General features: G+C 54.0%; 21 protein-coding genes. 11 read left to right on the top strand and 10 right to left on the bottom strand.

All coding sequences use genetic code 11. The features are described 5' to 3' along the window. Positions 1–115 precede the first annotated feature (115 nt). Positions 116–598, top strand: coding sequence for a glutathione peroxidase (locus tag INF77_RS15380; protein WP_069732320.1), 483 nt, complete (start codon positions 116–118; stop codon positions 596–598). A gap of 116 nt (positions 599–714) precedes the next feature. On the opposite strand, the gene INF77_RS15375 is transcribed toward INF77_RS15380, so the two are convergent. Next, positions 715–1506, bottom strand: coding sequence for a sulfite exporter TauE/SafE family protein (locus INF77_RS15375; RefSeq protein WP_028013040.1), 792 nt, complete (start codon positions 1504–1506; stop codon positions 715–717). Between the two features lie 109 nt (positions 1507–1615). Here INF77_RS15375 and INF77_RS15370 point away from each other — a divergent pair, with 109 nt between their 5' ends. Then, positions 1616–2410, top strand: a complete 795-nt coding sequence (locus INF77_RS15370) for a helix-turn-helix domain-containing protein (RefSeq protein WP_028013041.1) — start codon at positions 1616–1618, stop codon at positions 2408–2410. A gap of 53 nt (positions 2411–2463) precedes the next feature. Here INF77_RS15370 and INF77_RS15365 read toward each other — a convergent pair whose 3' ends face one another. Further along, on the bottom strand, positions 2464–3084 hold the full coding sequence (locus tag INF77_RS15365; protein ID WP_094945114.1) for a LysE family translocator: 621 nt from the start codon (positions 3082–3084) through the stop codon (positions 2464–2466). Between the two features lie 127 nt (positions 3085–3211). Further along, a complete protein-coding gene (locus tag INF77_RS15360; protein ID WP_049137915.1) occupies positions 3212–3814 on the bottom strand; it encodes an XRE family transcriptional regulator in 603 nt (200 codons plus the stop codon). 43 nt (positions 3815–3857) lie between these two features. On the opposite strand from INF77_RS15360, the gene INF77_RS15355 reads away from it, so the two are divergent. Continuing rightward, entirely contained in the window at positions 3858–4553 is a 696-nt protein-coding gene (locus INF77_RS15355) for a B3/4 domain-containing protein (RefSeq protein WP_193531828.1), read from the top strand. Positions 4554–4574: 21 nt separating this feature from the next. Beyond that, positions 4575–5468, top strand: coding sequence for a dihydrodipicolinate synthase family protein (locus tag INF77_RS15350; RefSeq protein ID WP_193531829.1), 894 nt, complete (start codon positions 4575–4577; stop codon positions 5466–5468). Positions 5469–5513: 45 nt separating this feature from the next. Here INF77_RS15350 and INF77_RS15345 read toward each other — a convergent pair whose 3' ends face one another. Continuing rightward, the gene (locus tag INF77_RS15345) at positions 5514–5951 is read right to left on the bottom strand and encodes a VOC family protein (protein ID WP_052683055.1); all 438 of its coding nucleotides are present in this window, start codon (positions 5949–5951) and stop codon (positions 5514–5516) included. A gap of 186 nt (positions 5952–6137) precedes the next feature. On the opposite strand from INF77_RS15345, the gene INF77_RS15340 reads away from it, so the two are divergent. Continuing rightward, complete coding sequence (locus INF77_RS15340) at positions 6138–7064, top strand: LysR substrate-binding domain-containing protein (protein ID WP_193531830.1); 927 nt, start codon at positions 6138–6140, stop codon at positions 7062–7064. Between the two features lie 42 nt (positions 7065–7106). On the opposite strand, the gene INF77_RS15335 is transcribed toward INF77_RS15340, so the two are convergent. Beyond that, a complete protein-coding gene (locus tag INF77_RS15335; protein ID WP_193531831.1) occupies positions 7107–7577 on the bottom strand; it encodes a hypothetical protein in 471 nt (156 codons plus the stop codon). Positions 7578–7870: 293 nt separating this feature from the next. Here INF77_RS15335 and INF77_RS15330 point away from each other — a divergent pair, with 293 nt between their 5' ends. Next, positions 7871–8347 carry a WbuC family cupin fold metalloprotein gene (locus INF77_RS15330; protein ID WP_028013049.1) on the top strand — a complete coding sequence of 159 codons (477 nt, stop codon included), beginning with the start codon at positions 7871–7873 and terminating at the stop codon, positions 8345–8347. A 51-nt stretch (positions 8348–8398) separates the two neighbouring features. Here the strand turns inward: INF77_RS15330 and INF77_RS15325 are convergent, their stop codons facing one another. From INF77_RS15325 to INF77_RS15315, 3 genes are all read right to left on the bottom strand, one after another. Further along, positions 8399–8998, bottom strand: a complete 600-nt coding sequence (locus tag INF77_RS15325) for an NAD(P)H-dependent oxidoreductase (protein WP_126346066.1) — start codon at positions 8996–8998, stop codon at positions 8399–8401. A 74-nt stretch (positions 8999–9072) separates the two neighbouring features. Further along, positions 9073–9666: a TetR/AcrR family transcriptional regulator gene (locus INF77_RS15320; RefSeq protein ID WP_193531832.1), complete on the bottom strand. Its 594-nt coding sequence runs from the start codon at positions 9664–9666 to the stop codon at positions 9073–9075. Between the two features lie 90 nt (positions 9667–9756). Beyond that, positions 9757–10224 carry a nuclear transport factor 2 family protein gene (locus tag INF77_RS15315; RefSeq protein ID WP_032644874.1) on the bottom strand — a complete coding sequence of 156 codons (468 nt, stop codon included), beginning with the start codon at positions 10222–10224 and terminating at the stop codon, positions 9757–9759. 102 nt (positions 10225–10326) lie between these two features. Here INF77_RS15315 and INF77_RS15310 point away from each other — a divergent pair, with 102 nt between their 5' ends. Then, positions 10327–10908 carry a TetR/AcrR family transcriptional regulator gene (locus INF77_RS15310; RefSeq protein WP_048960628.1) on the top strand — a complete coding sequence of 194 codons (582 nt, stop codon included), beginning with the start codon at positions 10327–10329 and terminating at the stop codon, positions 10906–10908. Between the two features lie 85 nt (positions 10909–10993). After that, a complete protein-coding gene (locus INF77_RS15305) occupies positions 10994–11395 on the top strand; it encodes a VOC family protein (protein WP_028013054.1) in 402 nt (133 codons plus the stop codon). 67 nt (positions 11396–11462) lie between these two features. On the opposite strand, the gene INF77_RS15300 is transcribed toward INF77_RS15305, so the two are convergent. Further along, positions 11463–12239, bottom strand: coding sequence for a hypothetical protein (locus tag INF77_RS15300; protein WP_045261405.1), 777 nt, complete (start codon positions 12237–12239; stop codon positions 11463–11465). Between the two features lies 1 nt (position 12240). Then, on the bottom strand, positions 12241–12438 hold the full coding sequence (locus INF77_RS15295; RefSeq protein ID WP_024908361.1) for a hypothetical protein: 198 nt from the start codon (positions 12436–12438) through the stop codon (positions 12241–12243). A gap of 257 nt (positions 12439–12695) precedes the next feature. On the opposite strand from INF77_RS15295, the gene INF77_RS15290 reads away from it, so the two are divergent. From INF77_RS15290 to INF77_RS15280, 3 genes are read left to right on the top strand one after another with little or no spacing between them, the layout of a single operon-like run. Next, positions 12696–13130 carry a nuclear transport factor 2 family protein gene (locus INF77_RS15290; RefSeq protein WP_193531833.1) on the top strand — a complete coding sequence of 145 codons (435 nt, stop codon included), beginning with the start codon at positions 12696–12698 and terminating at the stop codon, positions 13128–13130. Then, positions 13127–13846, top strand: a complete 720-nt coding sequence (locus tag INF77_RS15285; RefSeq protein ID WP_193531834.1) for an SDR family NAD(P)-dependent oxidoreductase — start codon at positions 13127–13129, stop codon at positions 13844–13846. The genes INF77_RS15290 and INF77_RS15285 overlap by 4 nt, the downstream gene beginning before the upstream one ends. After that, positions 13843–15102 (top strand): NAD(P)/FAD-dependent oxidoreductase, encoded by a 1260-nt coding sequence (locus INF77_RS15280; RefSeq protein WP_193531835.1) that lies wholly within the window; start codon positions 13843–13845, stop codon positions 15100–15102. The genes INF77_RS15285 and INF77_RS15280 overlap by 4 nt, the downstream gene beginning before the upstream one ends. Position 15103 lies beyond the last annotated feature (1 nt).

The following is a 15103-nucleotide window of genomic DNA, read 5'->3' as shown; positions in this document are numbered from 1 at the left end:
TCATTGGCGCGGCGGGAATGTATCACAAATAGCCTGTTTGAATGTAAACTTTCTGTACGGAGGCCGCCGCGTGGGTGGTCATAGCAGCTTTTCGGCCTGCTTTGAGGATTTCAGCATGACACGCTTTCATCAGCTTACCGCCACCCGCCTGGATGGCAGTCTTATCTCAATGGCCGACTATGCGGGGAAGGTGGTGTTGGTCGTCAATACCGCCAGCCAGTGCGGCTTTACGCCCCAGTATGCGGGTCTCGAAGCGCTATACAAGAAATACGCCGAACAAGGGTTAGTGGTGCTGGGCTTCCCCTGCAACCAGTTCGGTAAGCAGGAACCCGGCGACGCCGATGAAATCTCAAAGACCTGTTACATTAACTACGGCGTCAGTTTTCCCATGTTCGGGAAAGTTGAGGTCAATGGCTCCGCAGCACACCCGATTTTTCGTTATCTGAAAAACGAATTGCCTGGCGTGCTGGGTGGGCGGATCAAGTGGAACTTTACTAAGTTTCTGATCGGACGCGACGGTAAGCCGCTCAAGCGTTTTGCACCGATGACGACGCCAGAGAAAATGGAGGGGGCAATTGTTGCGGCACTGGGAAGGTGAGTGTTTTGTCGCCAGAGCCATCCATTTGCCGGGTATAGCCGAAATTCATAATGTCCGCTCTGTGCCAGGAGCGGACGTTGGTACAGGTAGCCCAGTAGTCGCCGCGATGGATGGGGTTACTGGAGCAGCATCGCCAGTAGCACCAGGCACAGCAGTATTACATAGATTCGTGCGTGCCATATGTCAGGTAAAGCAGGTATAACCCGACGGCTAAAAACTATTCCAGCCCAGCCCGTCAGTACCAACAGGCCTAAAATTTTCAGGCTGATAAAACCGAGAAATCCACTCACCGGAATATTTTGCCAACCAATGACCGCATACGTCACGGCACCACACAGCGCGACAGGCAAAGAAAGCGGGTTAGAAGCGCTAATACATTCACCCATCGCATAGCCGTGTCGCCGTAATAATGGCACTGTCATCACGCTGCCACCCACGCCCAGCAATGCGGCTATCATGCCGATGATCACTCCGCCGCCCGTTACCACAGAAAGTGACAAGCGACGCGGGGAACTGCAGCTAAAAAAACCTTTGCGCAACAAACAATCGCCAATGGTTACCAGCATATAAAGAATGAACAGTGCGCGAACAATATTCTCGCTGAAGACTCCCGCCAGACAGGAACCCATGACAGCCCCGATGGCGATAAACCATAATAATGGGAACAATGTCTGCGCTGAAAGTTTGCCGGCGCGCCAGTTTCGATAGCTGACCCAGCCCGCGTTAAATATCATCACCGCCGTTGAGGTAGCAACCGCGATATGCATGGCGTTTCCTGCCAGCTCAGACTGCCGCAGCATCAGTTGATAAACAAATGGCACCACGACAAAACCGCCCCCAAAACCAAAGAGCACCGTGGTGATACCGGTAGTAAAGCCTGCCAGTGCAATAATTGCGATATCGTTCAAGAGAATATCCCCGACCTGAAAATGAGCGAGCAGCTTATACCGGTAGCATCCTGCTTCCCATTTGCGCAGCGCTCAATTACCTTTGTAAATCGTTCAGACGGAGACCGGTGTGCGCAACGTAAAAATTGAAGATGTCGATAAGCTCGATCGTGAAGTGGTGGCGTTAGGCAATGACTATGCGCAGGGATTTATACTGCCACAACACCAACATCGCCGTGCGCAGCTGCTGTATGGTGCAACGGGTCTCATGTACGTCTCAACCTGTAACGGAGAGTGGGTTGTTCCCCCACAACATGCAGTATGGATCCCACCCGAAACCCCTCACGCTGTCCGGTTTGTAGGTGTGACCACGCGTAGCTTATATATTGAACCAACATGTGTGACGGGATCGATTAAGTATCGACACTGTAAGGTGATCAGCGTATCGCCATTGTTACGTCAGTTGTTGCTTGATGCCGTGGATTTGCCGCTGATGTATGACAGCGCACGCGACCGTGCGCTGGTAAATCTGCTGTTACTGGAACTGGCGGAAATGCCGGTTCGCGAATTCGATATTCCGCTGCCACAACATCCGGCACTGTTGGCTCTTTGTCAGGCGTTTTTACTCAACCCCTCAATCCATGACCCTGCTGAGCGCTGGGCCAGTACGCTGTTTATGAGCGCCAGTACCTTTCGTCGACTTTTCTTACGGCAAACCGGCATGTCATTTTCTGCATGGCGACAGCGAGCCTGTGTCGTCAGTGCACTGACGTTGCTGATAACAGGTAAACCGGTGAATGAAGTGGCACTCACTCTCGGATACGACAATGCATCATCTTTCGCCACGATGTTCCGCCGTGTCACGGGACAGCCGCCTTCGTATTATCGGCTTGATTTCAAAAGCTTCACAGGGCACCGTTCATAACGTCAGTTATGTGACCACAGCGGACGCTCTGAGCTCTGTTAGCGTTAATCAGGTTATCTTGTGCTGAGTGCAAGTTTAGCCGCAAAGCACAAAAACAATCCTCCTGTAGCTCTGTCCATTCCCCTGACAACACTGCTTTTCTTCAGTATGGCTGATGCAAAGTGCGTGGATAAAATGAGCGTGACTGACCACATTGTCCCTATTGCGACATGAATGCTGACAAGTATAAAAGTCCATACAAAGGGGGAATGTCCGGCAGGTATGAATTGAGGTAAAAAAGAGACATAGAAAATACCCATTTTAGGATTGAGTACATTTCCCAGCATTCCTTTTATAAACCAGTTCCCCGCTGAAGGATTAACGCCATCGCCGTGATTGAAAGATGAACGTGGCCGCCTCATCAGTTGTAAACCCAGCCAGCAAAGGTAAGTCGCACCACACATTTTCAGCATGGTATAAGCGAGCTCTGACACCGCCAGCAGCGCTCCCAGTCCCAGCGCAACAAGTGCGCCCCAGATAAAACAGCCAGCATCAATTCCAAGAGCTGCCTGAAAAGCCTTCTTTCCACCTTCAGCACATGCCGTTCGTAGAATGAGTGCCGTATCCAGGCCCGGAGTGAGGGTGAGCAGTAGTGCAGCGAGAGAGAAGGCAAGGAGAGAATCAGTAACAGACATTTTCTTTATCCGAAAGAGTGGATGTTACCCCCTTACTTTGCGCCAATCAATTAGACAAAGGCAGTTATGTGAATAAATTGTAAATTGTTTTAATGAGAAAAGCCCTGCTGGCATACCGGGCTACAACTCAGGACGCTTTCTCATGCACTGTCATGATGAATACCAATGGGTTCTTCTCCCGGTTTTCATAGAAATGAGGAACGTCCGTTCTGGCAGTTGCCGAACAGCCAGTTTTTATCTGATACACGTGATCCTGTACGCCGAGTGTGAGCGTGCCCGACTGAACATAAAACAGTTCAAGCGTTCCTTCCGCGTGGCCGGGTGACGCAAACTTTTCCCCGGGCTGCATTTCCCACATCCAGAGCTCGGTCATATCAGGGCCACCCGATCCTGCGAGCAATCTTGCTCTCCCGCCTGTTTCACCTTTCCACAATTCTGGGATCTCATCTTCAGCAATGAGATGCACGGTCGGTTTGGCACTGACATCCACAAAATCAGCCACCGAAACCCCCATCGCGGCAGCCAGGCGACATAATAGGGCAATGCTGGGATTCGCCCGGCATCCCTCTATCTCAACCAACGCTCCCTTACTTACACCCGCCTGACGCGAGAGTTCATCAAGGGAGATTTTCTTTTGCTTACGATACAGTTTAATTCGCTGCGATACGGCTTCATTCACGGAGCTGGCGATCGAATTTGCATCGGTCATTAAATTGACTTTTTTGGTCATTGGTCATTATCATGGAATAAATTGGTCATTACAGGATTATCACGTGTTAACAGTATCTCCGTCAATTTCTCCTGAAATTTATCGTATTGCTCCCGGTTTTCGGGCGCTCAGTATCCGCGTAAAAGCTGCGCCAGTGCTTAATCCCGGCACTGGAGAAACGGCGCTGCGAGAAGCCTGTGAGGCGGTTCTGGCCGGTGAGCCTGCCTGGGCGGAATCTCATCTGGCGGCACGGGCCGACGTTTTTCAAAAATTTGGGGCTAAACCTAAACGCACCCCTTGCTCAGCGGATGCGTTACGCAAGCGCGTCTTACGTGACGGAACGATGCCAGCGCTCGATCCTGTCGTTGATCTTTATAATGCCGTCAGTCTCCGCTATGCCGTTCCGGTTGGTGGAGAGGATCTCTCTGCCTATCAGGGGGCGCCGCGTCTGACTGTGGCAAAAGGAACAGAACCTTTTGATACGGTCAAAGAAGGAGAGACCGCCGTTGAGTATCCTTCACAAGGCGAGGTTATCTGGTGTGATGATATCGGCGTGACCTGCCGTCGCTGGAACTGGCGACAGGGGATCAGAACCCGCTTAGGCGTGGAAGCGCAGCAAATGTGGTTCATTCTGGAGAGTCTCCCGCAGATGCCGCTGGAGACGCTTCACGAAGCCGGAAAAATGCTGACCGACGGCCTGGAAAAAATGATGCCCGGTCTGTGGTTTGACGTTGCTCTCATCGAAGAACAACAGCAGTAATATCCTTCAGGAGAAACATGTATGTTTACCGGCTTGTCGGCATTTCCATTAACCCCAGTCACCGCCAGCGGCGTGGATGAAAAGAGTTTCAGCCATATCCTTTCCCGTCTTACAGACGCTCGGGTTGATTCTATGGGCATCCTGGGGTCAACCGGAAGCTACGCCTATCTGACCCGGGAGCAGCGCAAGCGCGTAGCAACGCTGGCCAAACAGCATGCAGGGAACATCCCCGTGATGGTGTGTGTGGGAGCGGTCAGTACCGATGCCATTCTGCATCTGGCAGATGATGCACAGGCCGCTTGTGCAAATGCGCTGTTACTCCCGGCGGTCAGCTACCAGCCACTCCGTGACGAAGAAGTCTTCTCGCTCTTTGAGACCGTTACCCGGCACGTGTCTGTACCGGTGTGTATCTACGATAATCCGGGCACGACGCATTTTACCTTTACGGATGAACTCCACGGTCGTCTCTCATCACTTGAGGGTGTTCGCTCGGTCAAGATCCCTGGCGTCCCGAATAGCCCCGCTGCAGCGACTGAGCGGGTGAAGGCGTTACGTCAACATCTGCGCCCTGGCGTAACAATCGGTATCAGTGGCGACGCTTATGCGGGACTGGGATTAAACGCCGGTTGTGAAGTGTGGTATTCCGTGTGTGGCGGTCTGTTCCCTGAGATGGCGAAACAAATCACTGAAGCCGCGGCGGCAAACGATCGTCAACGCGTTACAGCCCTGACAACCCGCCTTGAGCCATTGTGGTCGCTGTTCCGTAAACATGGCGGAAGTATTCGCGTTATTGCCGCTGCGGCTGGCGTGCTTGGTCTTACCGACATGGATTGCCTGCCTCGACCTCTGCAACCATTGTCAGCTGGCGACATCGCGGATATTTCCCATGTAATAAGCACGCTGGAGCTGAAGTGATCTCCGCAGGACTGGGTGTCTACCGGTCCTTACAGCAAAATTTTATTATTGAAGTGACTCTTCTTCGCCTGATAGCTTATCTGCATCAGGAGAATAATGCTGGCAAACGCACGCCAGTTTATGCCCGTCAGGATCGCGCAGATAGGCAACATAAAAGTCGGGGCCGTAGGCGGTTCGTGTACCGGGCACGCCTTCATTTTTCCCACCCGCACGGAGGCCCGCTGCATGGAAGCGTCTGACAATGTCCGCGTTATCTGCTCTGAAAGCGAACATTGTCCCATTTCCCGCCGTCGCGGGTTGCTGGTCAAAAGGAGGACAAATGCAGAAGCTAAATTCGTCATCCAGATGATTTTCGTTTCCCCACATTGCCCAGCTATCAGTCCAGGCGGGCAGACGTGTATAGCCCAGCACGTTAAAAATAGCGTCATAAAAGTTCACGGCGCGCTGAAAGTCATTTGTCCCAATCGTGATATAAGCCAGCACTTTAAACATCCTCTTTTCCGTCAGTCTGAACAGAGATTATCGCAAAGTAGCTATCTTCATCACCACCCAGGCCAGGATCATCGGCATACCTCAGCTGGAAGCCCCGGCGATAAAAAATGTTGGCTGACGTCATCGTGTGCCGATAATACAAAAACTGTATGATTACACCTTCCAAAAAGGGAATGTATGTCTTTACCGCCACTGTATGCGCTGCGCGCGTTCGAAGTTGCCGCACGGCTGAACTCGTTCAGCAAAGCGGCTGAAGTCCTGAATATCACGCCGGGGGCGGTCAGCAGGCATGTCCGCACGCTTGAGATGTGGTTCGACTGCGAGCTGTTTAAACGGCAGGGACCGAGAGTGGAGGTCAGCGACGCCGGGCGTATTCTGGCCGGGCAGCTTAGCGAAAGTTTCTCGAATATTGAGTGGGCCTGTCGCGCATTCAAAAGTGAAAACCATCTTCTGCGCCTCAAAGCCCCCAGCACCCTGACGATGCGATGGCTTCTCAATGTGCTTAAATCCTTTCGGGAGAATCATGCGAAGCCGAAAATCGAAATCGCCAGCGTCTGGATGGACTTCGACACCGTTGACTTCAGCCGCGAGCCCTACGATTGTGCGATCCTCCTCGGTAACGGCTATTTCGGCGAATCAACGGAGAGCAGGCTGCTGTTCAGCGAATGGCTTATTCCGGTTTGTACGCCGTCTTTGCTGGAGCCTGCCCGGCATCAGCTTCCTGAGTGCGATCTTATTCATCCGTCACCGGACCGACGGGACTGGAAGCGCTGGCTGAAAAGGACGGGCTTATTTCCCGGCCTCGACATGAGCGGCGGGATCGTGTTCGACACCCTGGAGCAGGGAAGCCTTGCGGCCATGCACGGACACGGCGTGGCGATGGCCGATCTCCGGCTCACGCTCGACGCGCTGAAAAGCGGCCTGCTCGCGCTGCCCTTCAGGGAGGCGACAGCAACAGGGGACGGTTACTATCTTGTCTGGCCGAAAAATTCGCTCAGAGGACAGAGTATTGAACGGTTGCTGGCCTGGCTTAACCTTAATTCGCCGGTCGTTCCTTCGCTGGATATCGTCTGTCTTGAGTATAATGAAAAGCGGCTGTCTTAAATTAAACAGGATATTCCTTACGGACTATCCTGTTTAATAAGTTTACGCGTAGGGTATATTCGCCATCTTTTTATATCTTTCCGGCAGTGCGCTATTCAGGTTAAGTAATTTATCCAGAATATAAAGCGCTGGCGTCCCCTTTGCGCGCTCTTCGTCGATCAGCGAAGAACGTAGCACATTGGCAGCCGAGGTCATTCTACGAAAATACTCTTCTGATTCCGGCGCCTGTACTTCACCGGACTCGGCGTAACGCACCCGTGGCCAGTCCGCGAAGTCAGGCTGGGGGAAAAGTCCGTCGTCTTTTGTAATATGTGCTGAGAGTAGCTCCTCGGCATTGCCAGGAGCGTTCTGGGCAAATGAGAGCAGGTGCAGTCGATGTATAAATGGCGAAAGCGCTTCTGAACGATGACTTTCTGAGGAAAGTAAGGTGATTAGCGCAGGTATTTTTTCATCAGCGGTGCTTTTTTCTGGTGAGAGGGTTTTCAATAAATGGAATAAAACATCGAGTGTCATAGGTGCTCCATATCCGCACATTATTATTTATTGTTTTTACGTCGCTATCTGTTTTTGACAGCGGTATACCAGGGGTAAATGGATGGTATTTCAGTGCGGTTATGTTTGAAAAACGATAAATAGTTGGCATTAATGTGAGTTTTACTCAATGTGGCGCTCTGGGCTCCAACATTGCAGATCCTCTCACGGCAGCGTTTTGTTTCACAAATGCCTTAGCTTATCGGCTTTTCAGGATGGTATAACGTCGTGCAGCAATCGGCTTGCCGTTAATCGCCACATTCTCAAAGGCTTATATGAAACAAATTACTTTTAGTGACCTGCAGCAGCAAAGCGAGCAGGCCGCACATTCTCCTCGCTTACGCGCACACCGTAATTTACACCCTGACCTGAGCGACCCGGTGCAGCGCCTGGCCATTGCAATGGAACCCGGTACCTATGTCCGCCCCCATCGCCATCCGCACACGTTTGAACTGCTGACGGCGCTGAGCGGCCGCTTTCTGGTGCTGAATTTTGACGACAGCGGAAACGTGACCCGGCGCGTGGTGTTAGGCGAAGAGTGTAAAGTCCTGGAGATGGATGCCGGAACCTGGCATGCCGTGCTGTCGCTGGATAAAGGCGGCGTCATTTTTGAGGTAAAACACGGGGCGTATCAGCCCGTGCCTGAGCACGATACCGCCCCGTGGTCGCCTGCTGAGAACGCGCCAGGTACTGTAGAGTTGATGAAATGGTACGCCCAGGCGCAGGTGGGTGATAGGCGTTTTACCCTGTAATTTTCCTGTAGTGTTCCCGGCGCGCAGAAAAGCGCGCCAGCACCGTATGGTTTACTGGATGTCGCCCAGTCGTTGCAGAAATTCCTCAACCTGCTCGGGCGTAGCCGTGTCTGCCTGGTAAAGGATTTCGAGCTTAACGTTCTTCAACCCGCAGAAGCCAAATACCCCTTCGATTATCTGCGTCTGGATCGCCGTCGAATAGCCGTGCTTGTCGAACCCGGTAAGATCGCTACCGCCGGTGGCAATCAGGCGGACGGGAACATCACGTAAGTTGCCCACAATCCGGCCGTCGTCGGCCACCTTATACGCCCAGTTCAGAGTTAACACGCGATCGAACCAGCCTTTCAACAGCGCGGGAACCGACCACCAGTACACCGGGAAGACGAATACCAGCATATCCGCGCGCTCGACGCGCTTTTGCTCGCGCAGAATATCGTCGGGAAGGGCGCTCGGATCGCCGTGATACAAATCGAGATCGGCGCGGGTCATCGCCGGATTAAACCCTTCAGCATGCAGATCGGCGATCTCAACCTGCGTACCTTCCTCGCGTAATTTCCCGGCAATACGAGCTGCCAGCGTATGGGATAACGAATTGTCGATCGGGTGTGCCGTCACGATCAGCGCGTTTTTAATGGCATGGGTTGCAGACATAGCGACCTCCAGATGGGGGAGAAGTGATGCCTATATTACTATTGGTAACTTAGGTGTCAATCCGCCCCCGGCGATCATTTTGTGCTATTCGCGTAGGTCTCCAGCACCCCGGTCATGACGCCGCAGAGCATATCTTCTACCACATTCCGGGCGAGCACGCCGTTGCCCGCCGAGGTGCTGAGCGCCTCCGCCGCGCCAATGATGGCCGTCAGTACCGCTTCTCCCTGAACGCCTTTTAAGACGATAAAAGGAGAAAGCGCGGTGCGCAGGCAGTCGGCGCATTCGGCCACGCATGCTTCCCGAAAAGTCTGCAGCACGCGAGAACCGGACAGCGCCGCGGCGATTGGCCCGGTTTCAGGCCCGGCGGCAATGGCACAGTCGATATAGGCCGCGCTGAAAAAGCGGATCGTCTTCTCCAGCGTTTTGCTGTCCACCGCCAGCGTCTCCCTGAATTTCGCCAGCTGCCGATCGCTATAGTCCTGATACAGTGCCATCAGCAGCCCCTCACGATCGCCAAAGTGGTCGTAGGGGATAGGCTTGGTCACGTTAGCCCGTTCTGCCAGATAGCCAAGGGTCAACGCCTCCGTGCCTTGCTGACGCACGATCCCTCGCGCCACTTCCAGCAGTTGCACGCGGCGATCCTCTTTTCTTAAGCGCTTAACAACCATGCTTTCCTCGGTTTTGTTATCTACTCATGGTAGTTTACACGTTTTCGGCAGGCTGCTGCACCCGTTGTTCCACAGAGCGGAGCCGATACTTTATAGCCCCAGATCGCTCAGAGAAGGGTGATCGTCCGGGCGTCTGCCCAGCGGCCAGTGGAACAGGCGTTCAGATTCTTTTATCGGCACGTCGTTTACGCAGGCAAAACGACGCTTCATCAGTCCGTCCGCTTCGAATTCCCAGTTTTCATTGCCGTACGAGCGGAACCAGTTGCCGGAATCATCATGCCATTCATAGGCATAGCGCACCGCGATCCGGTTGTCCGTAAATGCCCAGAGCTCTTTAATCAGGCGGTAATCCAGCTCTTTTGTCCATTTCCGCGCCAGAAACGCCTGGGCTTCCTCGCGGTTGGTGGCGAACTCAGCGCGGTTGCGCCACTGGGTGTCCAGCGTGTAGGCCAGCGCGACTTTTGCCGGGTCGCGGCTGTTCCAGCCGTCTTCGGCCAGTCTGACTTTTTCGATCGCGCTTTCGCGAGTGAAGGGCGGTAATGGAGGACGAGTGTTCATAGCGATAACCTCAGTGTTATATGATGTAGACAGGTCTGTCTACTTGCGCTAATCTATGCCTGAAAAATAACGCTGTCAACATCCGTTTTGAGGCTACCGAAAGTGAAAACCGAGCACGCAGGCAACGAAGCAAAAATCAGCGTCAGGGATAAAATATTACTGACGGCGCACGATCTTTTTTATTCCAATGGCTTCAGGGCGACGGGGGTGGATACGCTGATTAAAGAGGCGAAGGTGACCAAGGTGACGTTTTATCGCCATTTTCCGAGTAAAAGTTTACTCATTCTCGCCTACCTGCACTATCGACATGAAATATGGATCAGCTGGTTTGAGACTACGCTGCGTCGACATCTTGATGAAGGCGAAATACCTTCTGATGCGATATCTGCAACCCTTTATGAATGGTTTATTTCGCCCGAGTTCCACGGCTGCGCGTTTATTAATGCCAGCGCAGAAGCCAAATCCGAAGATATAGAAAGCGAAATAAAAGCGATATGCCGCGGTCATAAAATCGAAACTAAGAATATGATTGCGTTGCTGACGAAGATCGCTGATGAGCGCGTCGTCAATGAAATCATGCTGCTTATTGACGGCGCCATTATTCATGCACAGATGGGCATGGATTCAGAGACGGTAATAAATGTGCTAAAAAGGGGATTAGAGGCGTTGACCGGTCAGAAATAAGTCCTGAATCTGCCGCAAGTATTACGGTAGCTGGAATATCGACTCACCGAATCGGTAAGCTATTTATCCAAAGGAAACGAAAAATATGAGAACGCAGAAACGATGCCTGGGATGCGTGGCTATCGTGGTTGATGACTACGATCGCGCCATTGAATACTACACCGACAGGCTGGGTTTTACCCTCGTAGAGGATACGCCCCAACCGGGGAAACGCTGGGTCGTCGTCTCACCCAACCCGGAAAGCGACTGCAATATCCTGCTGGCTCGTGCCTCCAATGAAAGGCAGGAAGGTTTTATCGGTAATCAAAGCGGCGGAAGAGTTTTCCTGTTCCTTCAGACGGATGACTTTTGGCGCGATTACCATGCCATGAAAGCAAAAGGCGTTCATTTCTGCGAAGAACCTCGTGAGGAAGAGTACGGTACGGTGGTGGTGTTTGAAGATATTTACGGCAACCGCTGGGATCTTTATCAGAATGCGCAACCGTGAACATCACCGTAAATGATGTGTCATTCGCCTTTCGTCGTGCACGCTTCCCAGCAGAGCGTACTCAACATTATGGGGACGTCTGGCTCTCGTCCCGCTGTGCCAGCGACAGCGCGCTGGCGCTGGCAGGATCGAACAGCGAGATGCTCTCAATCTGATTGAGTAAAATCACCTTGCGGAATGACATGGCGCTGCGGGGTTCAGAGTCGAGCGTAATGTCATGCTCCGCATACCACCTGCTGTAATTATTCTCGATACGCAGATTCATCGTCTTCGCATCCCGGTACCCGCTCAACATTGGGATCAGCACAATATTGGCCGTTTTTTCATATTCCAGCGTCGCGGTGTGGATCATGCCGACGTAAATCCGCCGCGACCGGAGTGTGACCTGCGCCAGCTCGCCTTGCTCCATACACTGATAGAGCAGTTGTTCAATCCCGCTCGCCTGCGCAAGCCGTTTGTAGAGCTTTTTCCGGCTCTCGCCGTCCAGCCTGGCGCTGCCTGCCCAGTTAGAGCGGTAGAGGCAAAACAGAATGGCAAACGCCAGCATCACCACCACCGGCGCCTGAATGCCTAAAAAACTCCAGTTCATAAAGTCGATTTGCCAGTCGGTGTATTTCGGTGAGGCAAAGTGGAAAGCGTTGTTGGCGGCGGAAAGGGCGAACAGCAGCAGCCAGAGCAATCCCGTGGCGATTACGCCCTGCAAAACGAAAATACAGCCGTAAAGCGCGACGAGAAAATAGACGTCCCAGCCAAAGGAACGCTTGATTTTAAAGCGGGTCGACAGGTCGCGGCTGGTGTACCAGTACCCGCAGACCATCAGCACCATAAATATCGCCGTTCCCATATCAGGCCCTCTTCAGCGTGTTGACGTGACGCAGAAAGTCCTGCCGCACCTCGTTGCTCTTGTAGTTCACCGAGGCGTTCCCGTCCTGGTCGATAATGATGCGATCGCCATCTTCCACGGCTTCAATAATTTCCTGCTGACTCATCACCTGCAGTAAGGATTCCGGGCTTGAGAATAGGGAGAGAAAGAAACGTTTCATGTCAGGCATCCTTATGAATAAAAAGGATAAGCCTGGAAGATGACGGCTGAATTTGCCTTAAGGATAACCTGAAAGTGAAAGCCGGGTGGCGGCTACATCTTACCCGGCCTACAAAACCGTCAAGTGATTGTGTTTTCAAATTGTTGATATTTATGGGTAATAAAAAATAAATTTGCACAAACTTGGACAAATAACATTAATTGTGTAAGTTTTAATTATGCGATTACGCCACGTTGTTTACAGCCAGGATGTGACCCATGAGCACTTTGCCCTCTGTCGTGAGTCGGTTTATTGAGTACTACGCCGCACTGGATAGCCAGCCGCCGACCGCGCTGGTCGGGCTTTACCATTCGAATGCCACCCTTATCGATCCGTTCGGCGAGCACAACGGTATTTTCGCGCTTCAGCGCTATTTCACCCATCTGCTGGCAAACGTCGAGAAGTGCCGTTTTGTCATCGATCCGCCGCTCTGCAGCGGGAACCGGTTTGTTGTCACCTGGATAATGCACTGGTCGCATCCGCGCATTGCCGGAGGCGAGCCGCTTGAACTGCCCGGATGTTCGGTGGTGGACACCGAAAACAATCTCATCACGCGTCAGCGGGACTTCTACGATGCGGGAGAGATGATCTACGAACACCTCCCTCTGCTGGGCTGGGCTGTACGCGGCGTGAAGCGGAGGGTCAAATCATGAAGACGGTGCTGATTACCGGCGCAAGCTCGGGCATCGGCGCGGGGCTGGCGAAGTCCTTTGCAGCTGACGGCTACCACGTGAATGCCTGCGGGCGCGATCCGGCGCGGCTTGAAGCGCTACATCAGACTTGCCCCAATCTCACCGTTCGCCCGTTCGATATGACAGACAGGGACGCCTGTCGCCAGGCGCTGAGCGGCGTTTACGCCGATCTGGTTATCCTCTGCGCCGGTACCTGCGAATATCTCGACGGCGGCGTGGTGGATGCGGCGCTGGTGGAGCGGGTCATGACCACCAATTTTCTCGGGCCGGTGAACTGCCTGGCCGCGCTGCAGCCGCAGCTGGTTGCCGGTAACCGCGTGGTGCTGGTGAGCTCGATGGCCCACTGGCTTCCCTTCCCGCGGGCAGAGGCCTACGGCGCGTCCAAAGCGGCGCTGAGCTGGTTTGCCGACAGCCTGCGTCTGGACTGGGAGCCAAAGGGGATTGCCGTGACGGTCGTCTCTCCGGGCTTTGTCGATACCCCGCTGACGCGCAAAAACGATTTTGCCATGCCGGGTAGGGTGAGCGTTGACGAAGCGGTCAAAGCGATCCGTACCGGGCTGGCAAAGGGCAAAATGCATATCGCGTTTCCGGCCGGGTTTGGCCTTATTTTGCGGCTGCTCTCCGGGCTGCCCGCGTTTTTGCAGCGCACGCTGCTGCGCAGGATGGTGCGCTCATGAACATTGCAATTATCGGCAGCGGCATCGCCGGGCTGACCTGCGCCTGGCGGCTGGCAGGGCATCATCAGGTAACCCTGTTTGAAGCGGGCACCACGCCCGGCGGCCATACCGCGACGGTTGACGTCTCAACGCCCCAGGGCACATACGCGATCGATACCGGGTTTATTGTCTACAACGACCGCACCTACCCGCGCTTTATGGGCCTGCTCAGCGAGCTCGGCATCAGCGGGCAAAAAACACAGATGAGCTTTTCAGTACACAACCCCGAGACGGGGCTTGAGTACAACGGACACACGCTGACGTCGCTGTTTGCCCAGCGCCGAAACCTGGTAAATCCGGCATTCTGGCGGCTGCTCGGTGACATCGTCCGCTTTAACCGCCTGGCGAAACAGGCCCTTGAAGGGGAAGTCGATCCGAACGCCACGCTGCAGACGTTTCTGGACCAGCACGGCTTCACGCCGTTTTTTGCGCGCCACTACATTCTGCCGATGGGGGCCGCGATCTGGTCGTCGTCGCTGCAGGAGATGAAGCGTTTCCCGCTGCCGCTCTTCCTGCGCTTCTTTCATCACCACGGCCTGCTGGATATCACCCAGCGTCCGCAGTGGTACGTGGTGCCGGGCGGCTCGCGGGAGTATATCCGCGCCATGCTGCAAAAACTGGGCGACCGCCTGACGCTGCACCTGAACGCGCCTGTTCTGCGGGTGAGCCGCCACGCGCAAAGGGTCACGCTCCAGCTTGAAAACGGCAGCCACACCTTCGACCAGGTGATATTTGCCTGCCACTCCGCCCAGGCGCTGGCCATGCTTGAGGATCCTACGCCCGCGGAGCGCGAAGTGCTGGGCGATATCGGCTGGCAGCGCAACGAGGTTGTTTTGCACAGCGATCCGCGCTGGCTGCCGGTGCGGCAGCGCGCCTGGGCCAGCTGGAACTACCGCCTGAGCGCGCAGGAGCAGGCCAGCGCCTGCGTCACCTACAACATGAACATTCTGCAGGGTCTGCCTGCGGGCAGCCCACTGTTCTGCGTCACCCTGAACCCGGACGCGCCGGTGGATGAACGCTTCGTTCTGCAACGCTTTGTCTATGAGCATCCGCTATTTAACCCGCAAAGCTGGCGTGCGCAGGCGCGCCGTGGGGAGATCAACGGTCATCACCGGAGCTGGTTCTGCGGCGCTTACTGGTACAACGGTTTTCATGAAGACGGCGTGCGCAGCGCGCTGGACGTGGTCAATGAAATAGCCGCCGGGGAGGGGAACTGAC

The sequence above is a fragment of the Enterobacter cloacae complex sp. P1B genome, assembly GCF_014982345.1.
In the GTDB taxonomy this organism is placed as follows: Bacteria; Pseudomonadota; Gammaproteobacteria; order Enterobacterales; family Enterobacteriaceae; genus Enterobacter; species Enterobacter bugandensis.
This window is presented reverse-complemented; position numbering and strand designations above follow the sequence as displayed.